Below are 19,354 nucleotides of genomic sequence, written 5' to 3' on the forward strand. Positions count from 1 at the left end.
TTTTTTCATTTGTTTTCATAAACCACATCTAGCTTTCGGTCCGATATTTTATGATAAACGTTTGACATTTTTTCTCAATTCTTTGGTCAAAGTCTTGCTTTTTTTTATAGAAATCGGTACTATGGAAGTAAGAAAAATTTTGGAGGAGTCAAATGGAATGGACAACAGAACTTCGGTACAAACGGTATGAAGACTGGACCGAAGAAGAAAAGAAACAAATTAAAGAAAACATGGCTAATTCTCCTTGGCATACTCATTACCATGTCGAACCCAAAACTGGCCTTTTAAATGACCCGAATGGTTTCTCCTATTTTAATGGTAAATGGATTCTCTTTTACCAGAACTTTCCCTTTGGAGCCGCTCACGGATTGAAGTCTTGGGTACAACTGGAAAGTGATGATTTAGTTCATTTTAAAGAAACTGGTCTTAAAGTCTTACCAGACACACCTTTGGATAGCCACGGAGCCTATTCTGGTTCGGCTATGCAATTCGATGACAAACTTTTCTTATTCTATACAGGAAATGTACGAGACGAGAACTGGATCCGTCATCCCTACCAAATCGGAGCTCTCTTAGACCAGGATGGAAACCTCGAAAAAATCGACCAAATCCTCATTGATCAACCAGAGGATGCTACCGATCATTTCCGCGACCCACAAATTTTTAAATTCAAAGATCAATACTATGCCATCGTCGGTGGTCAAGACCTTGAGAAAAAAGGGTTCGTTCGCCTTTACAAAGCGGTGAATAACGATTATACCAACTGGGTTGAAGTAGGCGATCTTGATTTCAACAATGATCGTACAGCTTATATGATGGAGTGTCCTAACTTGGTCTTCGTCGGCGAGCAACCTGTCCTTCTTTATTGCCCTCAAGGTTTGGACAAAGCAGTCCTCAACTACGACAATATCTATCCAAATATGTATAAGATTGGGGCTTCTTTTGATCCTGAACAAGCTCGTCTCGTTGACGTATCTGAATTGCGCAACTTGGACTACGGCTTCGAAGCCTATGCAACTCAAGGCTTCAACACTCCTGATGGAAGAGCCTTAACGGTTAGCTGGTTAGGTCTACCAGATGTCGCTTACCCATCCGATCGCTATGATCACCAAGGAGCCTTCTCTTTGGTCAAAGAGCTAACCATTCAGGATGGTAAACTTTATCAATATCCGGTCGAAGCTGTAAAAGAGCTCCGCTCCACTTCTTCCGAGTTTACAAACAAGGAAACAACCAATAATTGCTACGAGTTAGAATTAGCCTTTGAAGCCAATAGCAAAAGTGAGATTGTTCTCCTAGCCGATAAAGAAGGCAAAGGACTTTCTATTACTTTTGATATTGCAAATGGTCAAGTCATTGTCGACCGTAGCCAAGCTGGCGAACAGTATGCCCAAGAGTTTGGAACTACTCGTACTTGCCCAATCGAAAATCAAGCGACAACTGCTACAATTTTCATCGATAACTCGATTTTTGAAATCTTTATCAACAAAGGAGAAAAGGTATTCTCTGGTCGCGTCTTCCCGCATGATGATCAAACTGGTATCCTGATCAAATCCGGAACACCCACTGGAACATACTACGAACTAGACTATGGTCGCAAAGCTCACTGATGTCGCCAAATTAGCTGGCGTCAGCCCAACGACAGTTTCACGAGTCATTAACAAAAAGGGCTATTTATCTGAAAAAACTGTCTCAAAAGTTAAAGAGGCCATGAGGGAATTGGGCTACAAGCCCAATACGATCGCTCGGAGCCTACAAGGAAAATCAGCCAAGTTAATCGGCTTAATCTTCCCAAAAATCAGCCATATCTTCTATGCAGAATTAATCGATAAACTGGAAGAAGAACTGTTCAAACATGGATACAAAACCATTATTTGTAATAGCGAGCACGATTCGGAAAAAGAACGTGAATACATCGAAATGCTAGAAGCCAATCAAGTAGATGGGATTATTTCTGGTAGTCATAATCTAGGGATTGAAGATTACAACCGGGTCGCAGCTCCTATCATCGCCTTTGACCGGAACCTATCACCTGAGATCCCTGTCGTCTCGTCAGATAACTACGCTGGTGGAGTTCTCGCTGCGGAAACCCTTTCCAAGACAGGGGCACAAAAGATTATCATGATTACAGGGAATGACAATTCTAATTCCCCAACCGGTCTTCGCCATGCTGGCTTTGCTTCTGTCCTACCAGAAGCACAAATTATCAATGTTTCCAGTGATTATTCACCCATTCGCAAAGAAATGGAAATCAAGTCCATCTTGACCCAGCAAAAACCGGATGCCATCTTTGCATCTGACGATCTAACGGCTATTTTGGTGATGAAAATCGCTGACGAACTCGGGATTGCCATTCCAGAAGACCTGAAGATCATTGGCTATGACGGGACCTACTTTATCGAAAATTATTTCCCCCGTCTCACCACCATCAAGCAACCCTTACAAGAGATTGCTCGCCTGACGGTCGACCTTCTTCTTCAAAAAATCGAAGGAAAAGATGTAAAAACAACAGGCTATTTTCTCCCTGTTAGTGTTTTACCCGGCAAAAGTGTTTAAAAGAGAGTGGGACAGAAATCGGTAATTCGTTAGAATTCGATTTCGTCGTCCCACCTCCGCACAGTTGAGTAGGGCTGTAAAAGCTGATAAAAGCAGCGTAGTAGAGCCCACTCAACCACTGCGTCTTGTTCGACAATCCAAAGTCAATTGAGAGGCCGGACTTTTGTACCAACCTTTTTCCTTTTAATAATCAAGCGAAGCTCTATACTTAAAAAGAAACCACCCGTGAAGGTGGTTTCTTTTCTATCTTATTCTGCTTCTGTCACAAATTGGCTTAAGACACCATTCACAAACCGAGCAGATTTTTCATCTGAAAATGTTTTAGCTAATTCAATCGCTTCATTCACTGCAACCAATTGAGGGGTATCAAAGGAAGTAATTTCAAATACACCCAAACGAAGAATGTTTTTCTCCACTAGAGTCAAGCGTTCGACGGTCCATCCAGTTTTCAAGTGTTGGGCAATCTGTTGATCCAATTCATCCTTTGATTGACGAACACCAGATACCAAATTGAGTAGAAAAGCTGGAATTTCCACTTCCTGGTCAGTTTCCTCTTTGTCATGAGTAAAAGCAAATTGACACGCTTCTACAACATCCCCTTCATACTCTAAACTCATTAGAGCTTGAAAGGCACGCTCCCGTAGATCACGACGTGATTCAAATAAAATATCAGTCATTGAGGAAATCCTCATTAAACAAATCTTTCAAATCAGGTTTCGCTGCTTTTTCAGTCACGATTCCAACCACATGGATATTGACATCATCCAAGGTGACATCTGCCATATTGTAGACAGCTGTTTTTACTGCTTTTTGGATCGCAACCGCTACTTTAGGGACTGCTACACCATACTCTAGATAAAGGTAAATATCAACAGAGATTTGACCATCTTCTTGTGTACGAAGGTAAACCCCACGTCCAAGAGCACGTTTTGAAAGGCTATCCGATACACTCTTGTTTTCAAGAGAATGAACACCATCTACTTTTGCAGTCGCAATCGCAATAATTTTTTCTAGCACACGAGGTGCAATGACGATTTCACCGTATTGTTCAGTTGCCATAGAAGTTCCTTTCTATCAGACCTATTTTAGAGCTGATTAGGCACGAGAAACGTAAGTTCCTTCAGCTGTATTGATAATCAATTTTTGTCCTGCTTCGATGAAGTCTGGAACGTTTACCACAAGACCTGTTTCCATTGTAGCTGGTTTACCAGAACCTGTCACTGTAGCACCTTTAATAGATGGTTGAGTTTCAGCAACTGTCAATTCAACAGTTGTAGGAACCGTCACCCCAATCACTTCGCTTCCGTAGAATTGAATTTTCACTTCTGAGTTTTCAAGGATGTAAAGCAATTCGTTCTCAACATTGACAACAGGAATTTCATATTGGTCGTATGTTTCAGTATTCATGAAGTAAGCTGTGTCATCCATTTTATACAAGTATTGAGCTGGTACAGTTTCAATAATAGCTTGCTCAAATTTTTCTTCTGGACGGTAGCTTGTATCAAAAGTTGAACCAGTACGTACATCACGCAATTTCATACGCATGATGGTGTTTCCTTTACCTGGTTTGTGGTGGCTAGCTTCCAAAACGCGGATCAATTTTCCATCAGCTGTTTCAAAGGTCATACCAGCTTTCAACTTACTTGCTTCAATCATGTTTTCATACCTCTTTTTAAAATTATATTACTCTTTATTCTATCACAAATACTCAGATTTCTCAAATCTGTCTCTGCAAATTTCCTTAGATCACAATCAATTCTTTCGGTGCCAAGGTCAAGATTTCACAACCGGTTTCCGTAATCAGGAGATCATCTTCAATCCGGACACCAGATAGGCCTTCAATGTAGATCCCTGGCTCATCTGTCAAGACCATGCCGGCCTTGATAACTTCTTTGGAAGTTTGACTGAAATAAGGCTCTTCATGGATGTCCAAGCCAATTCCGTGGCCAATTCCATGAGTAAAGTACTGACCGTATCCTGCAGCCTCAATAATATCTCGAGGAATTTTATCAAAATCACGGAAACCGAGTCCATCCTTGGCTTCAGCAATGAGAGCTTGGTTGGCTTTCAAGACCGTTTCGTAAATTTCTCTTTCCTTGTCGCTGACATGACCTGCATAAATGGTCCGGGTCATATCACTGACGTAATGGTTGTAAAGACAGCCAAAGTCCAAGGTCAAGGCATCCCCAGCAGAGATGATGCGATCACTTGGAGTCGCATGAGGCATAGCAGAGCGTTCTCCCGCAGCGGAGATGATATCAAAGGATACACCTGAAGCCCCCAATTCCCGCATTCTGAAATCAAGGAAGGTCGCCGCTTCTAATTCTGTTGTTTGGCCAACCTTGATAAATTCCAGCACATCTAGGAAGGCTTGATCTGAAATACTGCAGGCCTTGCGGATGGTTGCTACTTCTGTCTCATCTTTAATCAAACGAAACTCCATTACAAAATCAGACAAGACTCTTAGAGCGACTCCTGAGAAAGCGGTTGCTAGACGGGTATGGTAGGCAACTGTGATTTCATCCTCAAAGCCAAGTTCTTGGATCGCTGCGTCTTTGACAATTTTTGCCGCTTCTTCCAATTCATTGCGGGTTTCAACAATCTCAACAAAGGGGAAACAAGTCGCATGGGCATGAATGGTGTAGCGTGAATCAGTGAAGAGGACCACGCGCTCTTCTGTCACCAAAACAGTCCCATTTGATCCCCAGAAACCTGTCAAATAGTAGACATTTTTCAAGTTGTTAATGAGGACAGCTTTTAGATCCTGTGCCTTCATTTTAGTTCGTAGATTTGTAATTCGTTGGTTCATTGTAATTTCCCTTTCAAATACTGTCCTGTAAAGCTAGCTGGGTTGCTGGCTACTTCTTCTGGTGTTCCTGTCGCAATAATGGTACCACCACCAACACCACCTTCTGGTCCCAAATCAATGATATGATCCGCTGTCTTAATGACATCCAAGTTGTGCTCAATGACCAAAACGGTATTGCCATCATCTACAAAGCGTTCCAAGACCTTGAGCAAGCGAGAAATGTCCTCTGTATGAAGACCTGTTGTCGGCTCATCCAAGATATAGAAGGACTTGCCAGTTGAGCGCTTATGAAGCTCTGAAGCCAACTTCATCCGCTGGGCTTCTCCTCCAGAAAGTGTCGTTGCCGGCTGTCCCAAAGTCACATAGCCCAAGCCGACATCCTTGATGGTCTGCAACTTGCGATTAATCTTTGGAATATGTTTAAAGAAATCCACCGCATCATTAACGGTCATGTCCAAAATCTGGGAGATATTCTTATCTTTATAGTGAACTTCTAGGGTTTCACTGTTGTAGCGTCGCCCATGGCAGACTTCACACGGTACATAAACATCCGGTAGGAAATGCATCTCAATCTTGATAATCCCATCTCCCGAACAAGCCTCACACCGGCCACCTTTGACGTTGAAACTAAAGCGGCCTTTTTTGTAGCCTCTAATCTTGGCTTCATTGGTTTGGGCAAAGAGATCGCGAATGTCGTCAAATACACCTGTATAGGTAGCCGGATTGGAGCGTGGAGTGCGGCCAATCGGGCTTTGATCAATATCGATCAGTCGATCAATGTGCTCAACTCCTGAAATAGTCTTGTATTTCCCTGGTTTCTCTGAATTGCGATTCAATTTTTGAGCCAGTGTTTTTTTCAAAATACTGTTGACCAAGGTGGACTTGCCTGAGCCAGAAACACCTGTTACAGCAATGAACTTGCCCAGAGGGAAGCGTGCTGTCACCTCTTTTAAGTTGTTTTCAGCGGCCCCTGTCAGTTCGATAAAGCGTCCGTTGCCAACCCGTCGTTCCGTTGGTACGGGGATAGCCCGTTTGCCAGAAAGATACTGACCAGTGATGGATTTGCTATTGCGAGCTACCTGCTTAGGTGTTCCAGCTGCAACAATCTCGCCTCCAAAGACACCGGCTCCTGGACCGACGTCGATCAGGTAATCAGCCTCTCTCATTGTATCCTCATCGTGTTCGACAACGATCAAGGTATTGCCCAAATCACGCATCTTCTTGAGACTGGCAATCAAACGATCATTGTCCCTTTGGTGAAGGCCAATCGAAGGCTCATCCAGAATATAGAGAACACCTGAGAGGTTAGAGCCAATCTGAGTAGCCAAGCGAATCCGCTGACTCTCTCCCCCTGATAGAGTCCCGGCCGAGCGAGACAGGGTCAGATAGCTCAAGCCAACATTGTTCAAGAAGGTCAAACGATCCTTGACTTCTTTGAGAATCGGTCGCGCAATGGTCTCCTCATTCTTGCTTAATTTGAGATCAGCTACCACCTTAAGATGGTCCTCAATGGACAAGTCAGAGATTTGCCCGATATGTAGCCCCTTCTCTCCTCCTACTCGGACAGACAAGGCCTGGTCATTCAAACGATAGCCATGGCAGGTAGCACAAGTCAATTCATTCATGTAGGACAACATCTGATTGCGGGTAAAGTCGCTAGAGGTTTCGTGGTAACGGCGATTAATATTGGTAACGACCCCTTCAAAAGGAATGTCAATATCGCGAACCCCACCAAATTCATTCTCATAATGGAAATGGAATTCCTTGCCCTCAGAACCATAGAAAACCAAGTGCCGCTCTTCTGGAGACAAGTCTTCAAAGGGCTTGTCCATATCAATCCCAAACTGGATCATGGCCTGCTCCAACATCTGAGGATAGTAGTTAGAAGAAATCGGATTCCATGGTGCTAGTGCTCCTTCACGGAGAGTCTTGCTAGCATCTGGAACAACCAAATCCAAGTCCACCTCTAGCTTGATCCCCAGCCCATCACAATCTGGACAAGAGCCAAAGGGAGCATTAAATGAAAAGAGACGAGGTTCCAACTCAGGGACGGTAAAGCCACAAACCGGGCAAGCATAATGCTCTGAAAAGAGCAGTTCATTTTCGTCCATGGTATCGATGACCACGTAGCCATCTGCGATCCGAAGGGCCGCTTCGACCGAATCAAAGAGACGAGAACGAATGCCATCTTTGATGACAATCCGGTCTACAACAACCTCAATTGTGTGCTTCTGGCTTTTGGATAATTCTGGAACCTCTGTCACATCAAAAATATCGCCATCCACCCGCACCCGGACATAGCCGTCTTTTTGCACCTTTTCGATGATGTTCTTATGCTGGCCTTTTTTCTTACGAACGATCGGTGCTAGAATTTGCAGGCGTTGGCGCTCCGGAAGTTCCAAAACTTGGTCTACAATTTGCTCGACCGAAGAAGCGGTAATCGCCCCATGGCCATTGATACAGTATGGAGTCCCCACACGAGCATATAGAAGACGTAAGTAATCGTTGATTTCTGTAGTCGTTCCAACCGTTGACCGCGGATTTTTGCTGGTTGTTTTTTGGTCAATGGAAATGGCTGGACTTAAGCCGTCAATCGAGTCCACATCGGGTTTTTCCATATTTCCTAAAAACTGGCGAGCATAGGCTGACAGGCTCTCTACATAACGTCTTTGTCCTTCCGCATAGAGAGTGTCAAAGGCTAAGCTCGATTTCCCAGAACCTGATAGACCAGTGACCACGACCAGCTTATCTCGAGGGATTTCAACATCAATATTTTTTAAATTATGAGCACGCGCTCCATGAATGACAATTTTATCGAGCATTTCTTCCACTTTTCATCAATTTATTTATCCTTCATTATATCAAATTTTTCAGCATTCTTTTATCCAAAAGCGTGCTTTTTCTGTTATAATGTTAAGGTGTAAAAAAACAAGGGGAGGCACCATGAAACAGGTCTTTTTATCGACAACGACTGAATTTAAAGAAATAGAGACACTGGAACCCGGTAGCTGGATCAACCTTGTCAATCCTTCCCAAAGTGAATCGATGGAAATCGCCTCTGCTTTTAACATCGATATTGCCGACTTACGGGCACCGCTCGATGCGGAAGAAATGTCCCGTATGACTATCGAAGATGAATATACCTTGATCATCGTAGACGTTCCCATCAAGGAAGAGCGGAACAATCAGACCTACTATGTCACCATCCCTTTGGGGATCATCCTAACAGAAGAGGCTATCATCACCACTTGCTTGGAAGAGTTGCCTCTCCTAGACACCTTTATCAATCGTCGCTTGCGGAATTTCTATACCTTCATGCGATCCCGCTTCATCTTCCAGATCCTTTATCGCAATGCTGAACTGTATTTGTCCGCACTTCGTACCCTGGATCGTAAGAGTGAACAGATTGAAAGTCAATTGCACAAATCAACGCGTAATGAAGAGCTGATTGAACTGATGGAGCTGGAAAAAACCATCGTCTACTTCAAGGCCTCTCTAAAAACCAATGAGCGTGTGATCAAGAAATTGACCAGTGCCACTAGTAACATCAAGAAATACCTGGAAGACGAGGACTTGTTGGAAGATACCTTGATCGAGACCCAACAGGCCATTGAGATGGCGGATATTTATGGAAACATTCTCCATTCTATGACCGATACCTTCGCATCGATCATCTCCAACAACCAGAACAATATCATGAAAACCTTGGCCATGGTGACCATCGTCATGTCCATCCCAACCATGATCTTCTCGGCCTATGGGATGAACTTTAAAAACAATGATCTCCCCCTCAACGGAGAACCTAATGCTTTCTGGCTCATTATCTTTATTGCCTTTGCCATGACCGGATCGCTCGTTGTCTACCTTATCCATAAAAAATGGTTCTAACATCTACTAATAACACAAAGGAGTATTTATGTCTCAATTTGATTTGACCCAATTAAGTAAAAAGAATCAAGAATTCGTTCGCATCGCTAAACACCAATTGATTGAAAACGGCAAAACAGAAGAAGAGGCTACTAGCCTGATTGAAGAAATTCTTCCAGCTATCTTTGAAAACCAACCAAAAGGAGTAACAGCGCGAACTCTCTTTGGAGCGCCAACTGTTTGGGCCAATGCTTTTAGCGATCAGGAACGCTACGAAAAAGAGCATCCAAAAGAGAATGATGCTCCTCATCTCATGATCACAGATTCTTTCCTTCTTGTCTTTGGTCTCTTTGCTGCCATTTCAGCCTTCATGAACTTATTTGCTCCTCAGGGAACCACTTATGGACTCCTCACATTGACTCTTGGTAGCTTGGCTGGTGGGGCTGTGCTCTATTTGATGTATTACTACTTCTACCAATACTACGAAGTTTCTAAACGTGGAATGAAACGGCCTGCTTTAACCAAGTCACTTCCTATCCTAATGTTGGCGATGATCCTTTGGGTTGTGATTCTCATGGTCACTGCTTTGCTTCCACAATTCCTCAACCCGCGTGTACCAAACTGGTTCATGCTCTTACTCGGTGGTAGTGCTCTTCTCCTCCGCTACTATTTGAAGAAAAAATACAATATCAAGAGCGCCAATACAGCACCTCAACGACGCTAAAAAGAAACGGATGAAGTTTTCATCCGTTTTTGTTTTTACTGTATCTCCCTGTTCAATCTTTTTGAAAAATAGAGGACTAAGTCATCATTGTTTTCACAAGAACTGTAAGGGGCCAAGGGCTGATCCCTAAACCAAACTCCAGATCCATCTGGGATATAGCCTCGTTTGACATACAGTCTTTGAGCTGGGCCATAACCCGAGTGTAAACCAACCCCTAAAGTAACAATCTCTGATAGTAGCCAGACTCTTTTTTCTGCCTCCTCTAAGAGTTGATTCCCAATCCCTCGATTTCTAAATGGTTCAAAAACATTAAAATCAGATAGTTCAGGATAGACTCCCACGAAAGGGCCGTGTTTGGCAGCAGGCAATATAGTGATATAGCCTGCCACAAATCCATCCGACTCAGCTACTAATACGTCCCTCTCTCTATTCTCCTGCTCCTGAAAATAGCTAGTCAAGATATCCTCTCTACCCGGCCACCCTTGATGGATAAAGGCTTGAGAGATCCCTTCAATATCATACTCCATCATTCTTCTGATGATTGTGCATTCCTTCATGTTGCGCTCCTTGATACCTTTCTCCCCCTCATTATAGCATAATTAGAGCTTGGGAAAGGACAAAGAGTTTCACACGGACCTAACTCACTATCACATTTCTATGCTCGCAAAAAAAGATCCAAAAGGGTCTTAATTCGCTCTCTTGTTTCCGAGCTCATGGAAAAGAGGTCCACTGGACCTGAAAAAAAGACCCGTAAGGGTCTTATTCGCTCTCTTGTTTTCAAGCTCATGAAAAAGAGGTCCACTGGACCTCAACTCGCTATCCAATTTCCAGGCTCGTGAAAAAAAGACCCGTAAGGGTCTTTTCTTTAATCTTCGTTTACGAAAGGCATCAAAGCCATTACGCGAGCGCGTTTGATAGCTGTTGTTACTTTACGTTGGTTTTTAGCTGAAGTTCCTGTTACACGACGAGGAAGGATTTTCCCACGTTCTGAAACGAAACGGCTAAGAAGCTCAGTATCTTTGTAATCAACATATTCAATTTTGTTTGCTGCGATGTAATCAACTTTTTTACGGCGTTTGAATCCGCCACGACGTTGTTGAGCCATGTTTATTTCTCCTTTATAGTTTTAATTCGTTAAACCCATTCTTAGAATGGTAGATCGTCATCCGAGATGTCCATTGGATTAGCTCCGAATGGATTGTCATCACGTCCAAAGTTTGGTGTTGCGTTTGATGGTTCAGATCCTCCAAAGCTTGGAGCTGCATTTCCTGCAAATCCTCCAGCTGAAGCATAACCACCACCTGCTTGTCCTTCACGATTCGCGCGGCTTTCCAACAATTGGAAGCTGTCCGCTACGACTTCAGTGACATAAACACGTTGACCTTGCTGATTCTCATAATTACGAGTCTGGATACGACCTGTAATCCCAACTAAGGCACCCTTTTTAGCCCAATTTGCTAAATTTTCAGCTTGTTGACGCCAAATCACACAGTTGATAAAGTCCGCATCTCGTTCACCATTTTGGTTTTTAAAATTACGGTTAACCGCGAGTGAGAATGTCGCAACAGCCTGATTTTGAGGGGTATAACGAAGTTCAGCATCTCGAGTCATACGACCTACAAGTACAACATTGTTAATCATTAGTCACCTTCTTTATTCGTTAGGGCTTACGCGTCAACTTTTACGATCATGTGACGAAGAATGTCACCGTTGATTTTTGAAAGACGGTCGAACTCGTTAAGAGCTGCATCGTCGTTCGCTTCAACGTTTACGATGTGGTAAAGTCCTTCACGGAAATCTTGGATTTCGTATGCAAGACGACGTTTTTCCCAATCTTTTGATTCAACAACAGTTGCACCGTTGTCAGTCAAGATAGAGTCAAAGCGTGCTACCAAAGCGTTTTTAGCTTCTTCTTCAATGTTTGGACGAATAATATAAAGAATTTCGTATTTAGCCATTGATATGTTCCTCCTTTTGGTCTAATGACCCCAAGTCTTTGCAAGGGGTAAGTGAGGTTTGCTCACAAGAAACTATTATACCAGACTTTGGGATAGAAGGCAAGTGAAAATACCTTCTCTTGATTCTTTTCGAAAAGATTTATTTTTCTTCTATTATTTTCTCTCCTTTTTTACAACAAGGAAATCTCTCCCTTTCCTTAAAGAAAACTGATATCAGTTAGCTTTAAGAAAGGGCCGTTATACTACCTTCATCCCAAACAAGAAACGAGGAACGGTTATGAATTATTTAGTCATCCCCGCTTATCAACCCGATCAAAAACTTCTCAAACTGGTAAAAAAACTGAGAGAAAAATGTGACTTCTCCATTATCGTTGTGGACGATGGTAGTTCTGATGACTGCCAAGCGATTTTTGAAAAATTAGACGGGCTAGCTACAGTCCTTCACCACGAAACCAACCTTGGAAAAGGAGGGGCTCTCAAAACAGCCTACACTTACATTCAAGAGCAAGGGCAATACGGAACAGTCATCACTGCCGATGCTGATGGTCAACATAAGGTTTGGGATATCTTCCGCGTAGCCAATCAATCACAAGAAAATCCGAACCAATTGGTTCTAGGGGCACGCGCCTTTTCAGGCAAGGTTCCTTTGCGTTCTGCTTTTGGAAATAAATTGACCCGCTTCTTGTTCAAGCAACAAACAGGGGTCGCTGTGACAGATACGCAGACTGGCCTTCGAGCCTTTACAACCAACATGATCCCCTTTATGTTAGATATCGAGGGACAACGGTATGAGTACGAAATGAATGTGCTCCTCGCAGCTAGTAAGGCCTTCCCCATCTGGGAAGTTCCGATTGAAACAGTTTATATCAATGACAATGAAGGATCCCACTTCCGTCCTATTCGAGACGGTCTCATGATCTACAAGGACATGTTCAAGTTTGCCCTCTCTTCCCTGAGTAGCTTTATCGTTGACTATCTAGTCTACGCCTTCTTCCTTTTCGTGATGATGGCTGTCCCGATTAGTCTTCGCATCCTCCTTGCAAACGGGATCGCTCGTGTTGCCAGCTCCATCTTTAACTACTCGACCAACAAACGTCTAGTCTTTAAGAACAAAGACAGCGTGGCTCGAACCGGAAGTGGTTACTTGGGACTTGCGATTGGACTCTTTATTCTCGATACCCTCTTGATTCGACTCTTCTATACAAGCTTTGGTCTCCATTTACTCCTCAGCAAAGTGATCGTCGGACTCTTGCTCTTCGTCGTCTCGTGGTTGATTCAGAAAAAAATCATTTTCAAGGAAAGGACTGCTACCCACCATGAAATTCTTTAAAAAATCATATACCTATGCTGCTTGTTTCGGCATCCTGCTAACAAGTTCCTTCAGCTATTCTATGCTCAAGACCTTTGTCTTATCCGATGCTATCCAAACAGTCAAAGCTACGACCACTGATACCAAGGCGGCTGAACAAGCTTCCGCAACTGCTACTACTACAGATACCAGTTACTCCGATGACAATATCCAGGTAAGCCTGACAGAAAAAACAGTTGAAAACACTCAGGTTTACATTGCAGATATTACGCTTAGCTCCTCAGACTATCTCAAGACGGCTCTAGCCCAAAATACCTATGGAACAAACGTGACAGCTAAAACTTCCGTCACTGCAGCTGAGAATAATGCCATTCTAGCCGTCAATGGAGACTACTACGGAGCTAACAGCACCGGCTATGTCATCCGAAACGGAGTGGTCTACCGTGATACGGTTCGCGAAGACTCTAGCAATGGCGACCTGGCGATTTATAAAGATGGTTCCTTCAAGGTTATCTACGAAGATGAAATCTCTGCGGATCAGTTGGTCAAAGACGGGGTTGTTAATCTCCTTGCCTTCGGACCTTCCTTGGTGGAAAATGGGGAAATAACTGTCGATACCAATTCAGAGGTGGGACAATCCATGTCTTCTAACCCACGGACGGCTATCGGAATCATCGACGAAAACCACTACATCATTGTCGTCTCGAACGGCCGGACTTCAGAGAGCCAAGGCCTGTCTCTCTACCAATTAGCAGAAGTGATGAAGTCTTATGGCGTTAAAACAGCCTATAACCTAGACGGGGGTGGATCTTCTACACTTTACTTCAATGGCCAAGTTATTAACAAACCAACAACAAATGGTACTATCTCAGAAAGGGCGGTGAGTGACATTGTCTACATCGGTTACTAATCCTATCAAACAACGGTTGAAAAAGACCATCCTCTGGTACACTCTGATTTCAGCTTTCTTCTTCGTCGGAAGTCGCATCTACGAACACTTTAGTTTTGGCGAAACCTCTGCCTTCATGCACTACCTCTTCTTGATTCCTTTGATTGGTGGCGCCTTGCTAGTGGCTCTGCAACTAGTGGTAAAAGGCCTCTCTCGAATCACTCTTAATCTTTGGAACTCAGCTGTTGCCACGGCAACTGCTGGAGCCCTCTACCGAGGTATTGTTAACCTCTCTGGTCGTTCAACAACTCTCGATCAACCCTACTATTATGTTGCAGGGATCTTCCTAGCCCTTGCCCTCATCAGCATCTTCTTTGTCCGCAGTGTCTGGGTGGAGAAAACAGCCTAAGATCAAAAACGTCCGTTTCTTTATAGAACGGACGTTTTAGTTTGAAGTCAAAGTCTTCTGAGAAACTTTCCTTAGGTGAGAACGGACGTCAGCGAACTTCTTCAAAGTTCCATGACTTAGTTTTGAACCTAAGGTTTCAAAACTCCCGAGTGCTTGAAACAATATTGTTTCAAGCACTTTTCTCACAGCGGAAAGTCCCTGTAAGGAGTAAATGATATCTATTGCAGAATCATTTAATTTTTATGCAAAAACAGTTTGTTTACTTGCTATCCCCAGTTAGCCTTCTCGTTTTTTTGCTAGCTACAAATCCTGCCAAAGCTAGTGAGGTCATGCCAAAGAGGCTAAGGACTGTTGAAACCAATTCATCTTGTCCTGTTTTTGGAAGGTTGCTTGTTGGCGTTGAAGCAGCTACTTCTGCTTGGCCACCAGTGTGATAGCCAACAGCGACTGGTTTGTTTGTTGCAACTTCTTTCGTTTCAGGTGTAGTTGGTTGGTCTGGGGTCACTGGAGTTTCCGGTAACTCTAGTGTCGGATTTTCTGGTTGAATCCATGGTTCCACAATCGCCCCACTATGCACCTCTGGGTTTGGCTTGATAACGTCTTTGACCAAAGAAAGAAGGTGGAAATTGATTTGATTGCTCACTTCATAAAGGAAATCATTTTCCGATGCACGATACCCCGCTGGGAGATCCACATGAACACGATAGGAGTCGTTCATCAACATGGTCTCAAAGCGTTTCAAATCATAGATACTTTGTGGGAGAAGGCGACTGATACCATCATTCCCCACCACTTTTACGACTGTTCCTGTCGGAACCGGCTGATCAAATCCAATAGTGAGTTTGTTTTCATCTAAATAATGGAAGGCAAAGGTCACTTTTGGATGTGGATTTTCGGCTGAAACCGTCACCTTCTTCACTAGCTCTGTTCCCCAATCATAATGGTAATCAGACAAGGTGATTTTCACTGTATAAGTGCCAAAAGGTAAGTCTGGGAAGGTGCCAGCATTGTAGGACGCATTGAACTCTCCTTCTACTACACGAGCTTGGTCATCCACTACTTGGTAACGAACGACGGATGGATAATACGAAATGACTTCTCCGCTGCTATCCGTGAAGACCACCTCCAAGGTGCCCTTTTCAGCCCTTGGTTTTTCAGATTCTGTCTCACTTGGTTGTTCATCTGAACTTATTTCATTCGTCGGAGTCGTTGCCTCTACTTTCTTTCCTTCGATGTCCATCTCAGTGGTATTGTAGACCTTATCCCAAATGGTATAGCGAACAGTAGAAAGGTCCACCCCTTCCGGAAGCAGATAGCTACCGTCCTCTTGGGGGTCCAAGGCCACGGTTTCCCCATTTTTGACATAGGACAGATAAGTCCCTGCTAGTCCACTACCAGTTTCGATCACCTTACCTGGTCGGAAAATCCGTGTTGCTGGATCGTACTGAGCACTTCCAGACTCGATGCTTGGAGCCGTGTTATCAATCTTAACTTTGAAATTGAGCTCTTGCTGTTTGGCTCCAGAAGCAGTCGGACGATAAGTGATGATAAATTGATATTGCCCATCTGGGAGTTGCTTGCCATCTTTGTCCAAACCTTCCCAAGAGATTTCATAGAACTCTTCGCTACGGTTCCCAATCCGGTAACTCCAGTCTGTCTTACGGTGGACTTCATTTCCGACCTCGTAAATCGGGTTAGTACGAGCTGTGTCCTCCTTCTTGTAAACTGATAGGTGGACATTTTCAACATTGCGAAGCATGACGGCTTTGACCTTGATGCTATCAAAGCTGGAATCATTGTTTGGAGAGAAGTAAAGTTGGTCCCCATCAAAGCGATCTCCATCCTGTCCAAGAGTTTTGGCTACGGATTCTCCATTTTCATAGACATAACTGATCAAAGAGGTAAAGTGATTGTCTGGATGACGCTCTGGCGTTTCTGGGACTTTTTCATCTGGATAATCGGTCTTGTCCTTGTAGTAGTAAAACGGCTTGTCGCTACCTGTGTATTCGTAGATTGGCTTTTCAATGCCACGCAGATTTTGGTACTCCCCATGGAAGCCAACATAAGGGAGGCTGACCAGATGTTTTTGGTTGCTGGCATCTTTGACCAGTACATAACCTTCTAAGAAATAACCATTTGGCATTTGCTTGCTGAGCTCTTCCTTGTACTTGCTCGCATCAACCCTTACATGGATGGTCCGCTGACCATTGGCTGGGATAGTGACCGTTTCCTTACCGTCTAAAGTTTCTAATAGACGAGTATGGAGGGTGAATTTGCCATCTTGAACTTGATCTGTCTGAAGGGTCGTTTCATAACGAACAGACTTCTCTTGATTGGAAAGATTGTGGATGGTCACGTCAAACTCAAAAGTATCTGTGACATTGCCTAGTGTCAGACTACTTTTTGCATCTTTGGCTGTTACATAGAGATCTCCTAGAGCTGCAGCTGTGACATCCATGACCCCTGCTCCTTGCTGACGAACAGAGGAATAGGCATGCGTTTCTTCATCCACATGCGGGATAGCTGTACTCATGGTCATCTGTTTGACAAGAACTTGTAACTGTTCTGGACTGAGATGAGGGAAGCGCTCCTTCAGGGCTTGTTTCACCAGTGCAGTGGCACCTGCCGCGTGAGGAGAGGCCATACTGGTCCCCCTATCCATATAGTACTCTCCATTATTAACAGATGAGTAGATCATCCCTCCTGGAAGAGTGACATCCGGTTTGAGGTCGCCATCAGCTGACAGCCCCCAAGAGGAGAAGTCGGATAATTGATTGGCTGCGTCGTACGGAACCCGTTTGAACTTGTTGGCAATATGGAGCTGGTAGTCCTGGGCATGTTGTGCTAGGACACTTCCAGCATCGTGGCCAATAACCCCAACTGGGAATCGTTCCCCCAGTCCTTCTAAGTCAAAACCTACAGGATTATTGCCCTGCTCCTCAGTCTGGTAGAAGATCACCCCTGTAGCACCAGCTCTTTTCAGCTCTTTGACCTTATCCACATCCGAAACTTCCCCACCTCGCTCCGTAAGGACTAAGTGCCCATTGATACTATCAGCTTGGTAGTGGTCGATCCCTCCCTTTTCCACATGGAGATAGCTTTGAGGGATGGTTGTCCGAAAGGCATCGCGTTCTACAAAGGAGTGCATCGGAATTTTGCCATCAGGAAAGTCCACGGAACCTTTTAAGGCTTCTACGGTCAGACTTGCTTCTGTCGACTCATGCTTGGTCAGACTATTAATAGACGCGACTGAGATGACATTTGGATTGACGGATGGGGTTCCTGTCATCCCATAATCTGGTGTGCTTGCAAGTGGTTTGCTGTGCCAGAAGCCATTGGTCGCCATATTGGTAGAGGCAACAGTAATGGTCACTCCAGCCTTTCTTGCGGCCTCAAAGGCCTGGCGCGTAATTTCTCCCACATCATAAATCGAGCCTGATGCGGTTCCCAAACTCATGTTGATGGAATCCGCCCCTAATTTGACGGCATCTTCTACTGCTTTAGTGTAGATGAAATTTTGCACCTGCCCGCCCTTGGTGTCTGAGAAAACACGCAAAAACATAAGCTGGGCTTCGGGAGCGACACCTCGGATAATCTCACCATTTGGAGATGGTTGAGAGGCATTGCCCACAGCGGTTCCAGCTACGTGGGTACCGTGAGAGATTGGATCATCTTCTTTAACATTGTCATCCATATCACTATAGTTGTGAACGTAGACGACTTTATTGTTGTACCATTTACCGTAAGTGATGCCGGCCCTCTTTTTTGCCTCTTCAATTTCCGCTTCATTCTTGTACTTGGCCTTGCTGATATCTGTTAGACGAAAAATATCGTGGGCAGGGTCGACCCCCGAATCGATGACCGCTACAACCTGACCTTGACCCTTGATCCCCTTATCCCAGAGTGGCTGTAAATTGATCAGACTATTTTCTTCACTGACCTTGGTCGTAGTTGAAGTCGGTGATGCAGGAGCAGGCTGTGTTTCTTCCACTCTAGTCCGACCTAGTGGAGCATAATCTAGGGCATCTACACGTGCTAGTCCCCGAATCTTTTTAGCATCTCCATAAGTCGTCTCTAGAGCCAGTCCATTAAAGAGCAAATTAACGTCATACAATTTTTTGAACTGAATGGATTGCTTTTCGAGTTCTTTCAAAAATTGTTCGTGGTCTTGGTTGGTTTGTTCGATACGCGCTTCTTTTGAGACTGGTGATGATTCTCCAACCCCATCAGAAACTTTTTCTTTCAGACGAACTAGGACCTCGACTGGACTTGAATCCTCTAGAGTTTCTTTCGCTACTTCCTTGGGAGTGTCCTTCGTAGCAAGCTCAGGATTAGCTGTTGGACTTGCCATAACAGAAGCTGACAAGGTCTTCTCTTCTTTTGATTTCTCATTCGAAGGATCGCTAGTAGCTGAAGAGGTAGTTTGTGGTTGCTTGGTCTGGTCCTTACCATTAGTCTTGGCTGGCTCTTGCGAGGAAGACTCCTCCTTAACAGTATCAGTTGCATGAGCTCCGTCCAAACCTTTGTCCTGTCCGACTGTCGAATTCACCTCCTGACTTTCTTCCTTGACTACAAGAGCGGGAACATCTACCTGCCCTTCCTGCTCCTGGGCTGAAACAGTCACCCCACAAAAAAAGCATCCGACAAGTACCGATACTAGGCCGACTGCATATTTTCGTAAAGAAAAACGTTGTTGTCTGTCGCTTCCCATAACCAGACCTCCTTTAATATTTGTAAGCGGTTTCCGCACCTATATTTTAGTCCTTATCTTATGCAAAGTCAATGCAATCTAAAAAAATATACTATTTTATTGATTTTTTCAGATTTCTCTATCCA

Annotated in this window: 18 protein-coding genes; 8 read left to right on the forward strand and 10 right to left on the reverse strand. The window is 44.0% G+C overall.

What is annotated here, in order from left to right; translation table 11 throughout:
* The 3 genes from QZ158_RS03225 to QZ158_RS03235 form a co-directional block, all read left to right on the forward strand.
* Positions 1-190 (forward strand): hypothetical protein (locus tag QZ158_RS03225; protein WP_293874725.1); only part of this gene is annotated, 190 nt, incomplete at its 5' end.
* Entirely contained in the window at positions 153-1,607 is a 1,455-nt protein-coding gene (locus QZ158_RS03230) for a sucrose-6-phosphate hydrolase (RefSeq protein ID WP_293874727.1), read from the forward strand. The genes QZ158_RS03225 and QZ158_RS03230, both read left to right, overlap by 38 nt.
* The gene (locus tag QZ158_RS03235; protein WP_293874729.1) at positions 1,588-2,553 is read left to right on the forward strand and encodes a LacI family DNA-binding transcriptional regulator; all 966 of its coding nucleotides are present in this window, start codon (positions 1,588-1,590) and stop codon (positions 2,551-2,553) included. The genes QZ158_RS03230 and QZ158_RS03235 overlap by 20 nt, the downstream gene beginning before the upstream one ends.
* A gap of 248 nt (positions 2,554-2,801) precedes the next feature.
* Here the strand turns inward: QZ158_RS03235 and nusB are convergent, their stop codons facing one another.
* From nusB to uvrA, 5 genes are all read right to left on the reverse strand, one after another.
* Positions 2,802-3,230 (reverse strand): transcription antitermination factor NusB, encoded by a 429-nt coding sequence (gene nusB / locus QZ158_RS03240; RefSeq protein WP_048691133.1) that lies wholly within the window; start codon positions 3,228-3,230, stop codon positions 2,802-2,804.
* Positions 3,223-3,612: an Asp23/Gls24 family envelope stress response protein gene (locus tag QZ158_RS03245; RefSeq protein ID WP_006595687.1), complete on the reverse strand. Its 390-nt coding sequence runs from the start codon at positions 3,610-3,612 to the stop codon at positions 3,223-3,225. The genes nusB and QZ158_RS03245 overlap by 8 nt, the downstream gene beginning before the upstream one ends.
* Positions 3,613-3,648: 36 nt before the next feature.
* Positions 3,649-4,209: an elongation factor P gene (gene efp / locus QZ158_RS03250; protein WP_006595686.1), complete on the reverse strand. Its 561-nt coding sequence runs from the start codon at positions 4,207-4,209 to the stop codon at positions 3,649-3,651.
* Positions 4,210-4,294: 85 nt separating this feature from the next.
* The gene (locus QZ158_RS03255; RefSeq protein ID WP_293874730.1) at positions 4,295-5,362 is read right to left on the reverse strand and encodes a Xaa-Pro peptidase family protein; all 1,068 of its coding nucleotides are present in this window, start codon (positions 5,360-5,362) and stop codon (positions 4,295-4,297) included.
* Positions 5,359-8,184, reverse strand: a complete 2,826-nt coding sequence (gene uvrA, locus QZ158_RS03260) for an excinuclease ABC subunit UvrA (RefSeq protein ID WP_293874731.1) — start codon at positions 8,182-8,184, stop codon at positions 5,359-5,361. The genes QZ158_RS03255 and uvrA overlap by 4 nt, the downstream gene beginning before the upstream one ends.
* Positions 8,185-8,305: 121 nt before the next feature.
* Between uvrA and QZ158_RS03265 the strand changes: the two genes are divergently transcribed.
* Together QZ158_RS03265 and QZ158_RS03270 are read left to right on the forward strand one after the other, a co-directional pair.
* Positions 8,306-9,250, forward strand: a complete 945-nt coding sequence (locus QZ158_RS03265; protein ID WP_023024261.1) for a magnesium transporter CorA family protein — start codon at positions 8,306-8,308, stop codon at positions 9,248-9,250.
* 28 nt (positions 9,251-9,278) lie between these two features.
* A complete protein-coding gene (locus tag QZ158_RS03270; RefSeq protein ID WP_293874732.1) occupies positions 9,279-9,953 on the forward strand; it encodes a DUF1129 family protein in 675 nt (224 codons plus the stop codon).
* Between the two features lie 35 nt (positions 9,954-9,988).
* On the opposite strand, the gene QZ158_RS03275 is transcribed toward QZ158_RS03270, so the two are convergent.
* The 4 genes from QZ158_RS03275 to rpsF all read right to left on the reverse strand — a co-directional run bounded on the left by QZ158_RS03275 (position 9,989) and on the right by rpsF (position 11,911).
* Positions 9,989-10,510, reverse strand: coding sequence for a GNAT family N-acetyltransferase (locus tag QZ158_RS03275; protein ID WP_293874733.1), 522 nt, complete (start codon positions 10,508-10,510; stop codon positions 9,989-9,991).
* 308 nt (positions 10,511-10,818) lie between these two features.
* Positions 10,819-11,058: a 30S ribosomal protein S18 gene (rpsR, locus tag QZ158_RS03280; protein ID WP_000068664.1), complete on the reverse strand. Its 240-nt coding sequence runs from the start codon at positions 11,056-11,058 to the stop codon at positions 10,819-10,821.
* 41 nt (positions 11,059-11,099) lie between these two features.
* Positions 11,100-11,594: a single-stranded DNA-binding protein gene (locus tag QZ158_RS03285; RefSeq protein ID WP_006595680.1), complete on the reverse strand. Its 495-nt coding sequence runs from the start codon at positions 11,592-11,594 to the stop codon at positions 11,100-11,102.
* Positions 11,595-11,620: 26 nt separating this feature from the next.
* On the reverse strand, positions 11,621-11,911 hold the full coding sequence (rpsF, locus tag QZ158_RS03290) for a 30S ribosomal protein S6 (RefSeq protein ID WP_006595679.1): 291 nt from the start codon (positions 11,909-11,911) through the stop codon (positions 11,621-11,623).
* A gap of 277 nt (positions 11,912-12,188) precedes the next feature.
* Between rpsF and QZ158_RS03295 the strand changes: the two genes are divergently transcribed.
* The 3 genes from QZ158_RS03295 to QZ158_RS03305 are packed head-to-tail and all read left to right on the forward strand — an operon-like array spanning position 12,189 to position 14,518.
* The gene (locus QZ158_RS03295; RefSeq protein WP_293874736.1) at positions 12,189-13,241 is read left to right on the forward strand and encodes a bifunctional glycosyltransferase family 2/GtrA family protein; all 1,053 of its coding nucleotides are present in this window, start codon (positions 12,189-12,191) and stop codon (positions 13,239-13,241) included.
* Positions 13,228-14,130: a phosphodiester glycosidase family protein gene (locus tag QZ158_RS03300; RefSeq protein ID WP_293874738.1), complete on the forward strand. Its 903-nt coding sequence runs from the start codon at positions 13,228-13,230 to the stop codon at positions 14,128-14,130. Before QZ158_RS03295 ends, QZ158_RS03300 begins: the two co-directional genes overlap by 14 nt.
* On the forward strand, positions 14,111-14,518 hold the full coding sequence (locus QZ158_RS03305) for a hypothetical protein (protein WP_293874769.1): 408 nt from the start codon (positions 14,111-14,113) through the stop codon (positions 14,516-14,518). The genes QZ158_RS03300 and QZ158_RS03305 overlap by 20 nt, the downstream gene beginning before the upstream one ends.
* Before the next feature lie 259 nt (positions 14,519-14,777).
* On the opposite strand, the gene QZ158_RS03310 is transcribed toward QZ158_RS03305, so the two are convergent.
* The gene (locus tag QZ158_RS03310) at positions 14,778-19,229 is read right to left on the reverse strand and encodes an SGO_0316/SGO_0317 family LPXTG-anchored serine peptidase (protein WP_293874740.1); all 4,452 of its coding nucleotides are present in this window, start codon (positions 19,227-19,229) and stop codon (positions 14,778-14,780) included.
* Between the last annotated feature and the right edge of the window lie 125 nt (positions 19,230-19,354).

Source organism: Streptococcus sp. A12 (assembly GCF_905372335.1).
In the GTDB taxonomy this organism is placed as follows: Bacteria; Bacillota; Bacilli; order Lactobacillales; family Streptococcaceae; genus Streptococcus.

Bases quoted from the DNA above. Each gene is read 5' to 3' on its own strand.
- QZ158_RS03230 (WP_293874727.1), top strand. From the start codon at position 153: ATGGAATGGACAACAGAACTTCGGTACAAACGGTATGAAGACTGGACC.
- QZ158_RS03235 (WP_293874729.1), top strand. From the start codon at position 1,588: ATGGTCGCAAAGCTCACTGATGTCGCCAAATTAGCTGGCGTCAGCCCA.
- nusB (WP_048691133.1), bottom strand. From the start codon at position 3,230: ATGACTGATATTTTATTTGAATCACGTCGTGATCTACGGGAGCGTGCC.
- QZ158_RS03245 (WP_006595687.1), bottom strand. From the start codon at position 3,612: ATGGCAACTGAACAATACGGTGAAATCGTCATTGCACCTCGTGTGCTA.
- efp (WP_006595686.1), bottom strand. From the start codon at position 4,209: ATGATTGAAGCAAGTAAGTTGAAAGCTGGTATGACCTTTGAAACAGCT.
- QZ158_RS03255 (WP_293874730.1), bottom strand. From the start codon at position 5,362: ATGAACCAACGAATTACAAATCTACGAACTAAAATGAAGGCACAGGAT.
- uvrA (WP_293874731.1), bottom strand. From the start codon at position 8,184: ATGCTCGATAAAATTGTCATTCATGGAGCGCGTGCTCATAATTTAAAA.
- QZ158_RS03265 (WP_023024261.1), top strand. From the start codon at position 8,306: ATGAAACAGGTCTTTTTATCGACAACGACTGAATTTAAAGAAATAGAG.
- QZ158_RS03270 (WP_293874732.1), top strand. From the start codon at position 9,279: ATGTCTCAATTTGATTTGACCCAATTAAGTAAAAAGAATCAAGAATTC.
- QZ158_RS03275 (WP_293874733.1), bottom strand. From the start codon at position 10,510: ATGAAGGAATGCACAATCATCAGAAGAATGATGGAGTATGATATTGAA.
- rpsR (WP_000068664.1), bottom strand. From the start codon at position 11,058: ATGGCTCAACAACGTCGTGGCGGATTCAAACGCCGTAAAAAAGTTGAT.
- QZ158_RS03285 (WP_006595680.1), bottom strand. From the start codon at position 11,594: ATGATTAACAATGTTGTACTTGTAGGTCGTATGACTCGAGATGCTGAA.
- rpsF (WP_006595679.1), bottom strand. From the start codon at position 11,911: ATGGCTAAATACGAAATTCTTTATATTATTCGTCCAAACATTGAAGAA.
- QZ158_RS03295 (WP_293874736.1), top strand. From the start codon at position 12,189: ATGAATTATTTAGTCATCCCCGCTTATCAACCCGATCAAAAACTTCTC.
- QZ158_RS03300 (WP_293874738.1), top strand. From the start codon at position 13,228: ATGAAATTCTTTAAAAAATCATATACCTATGCTGCTTGTTTCGGCATC.
- QZ158_RS03310 (WP_293874740.1), bottom strand. From the start codon at position 19,229: ATGGGAAGCGACAGACAACAACGTTTTTCTTTACGAAAATATGCAGTC.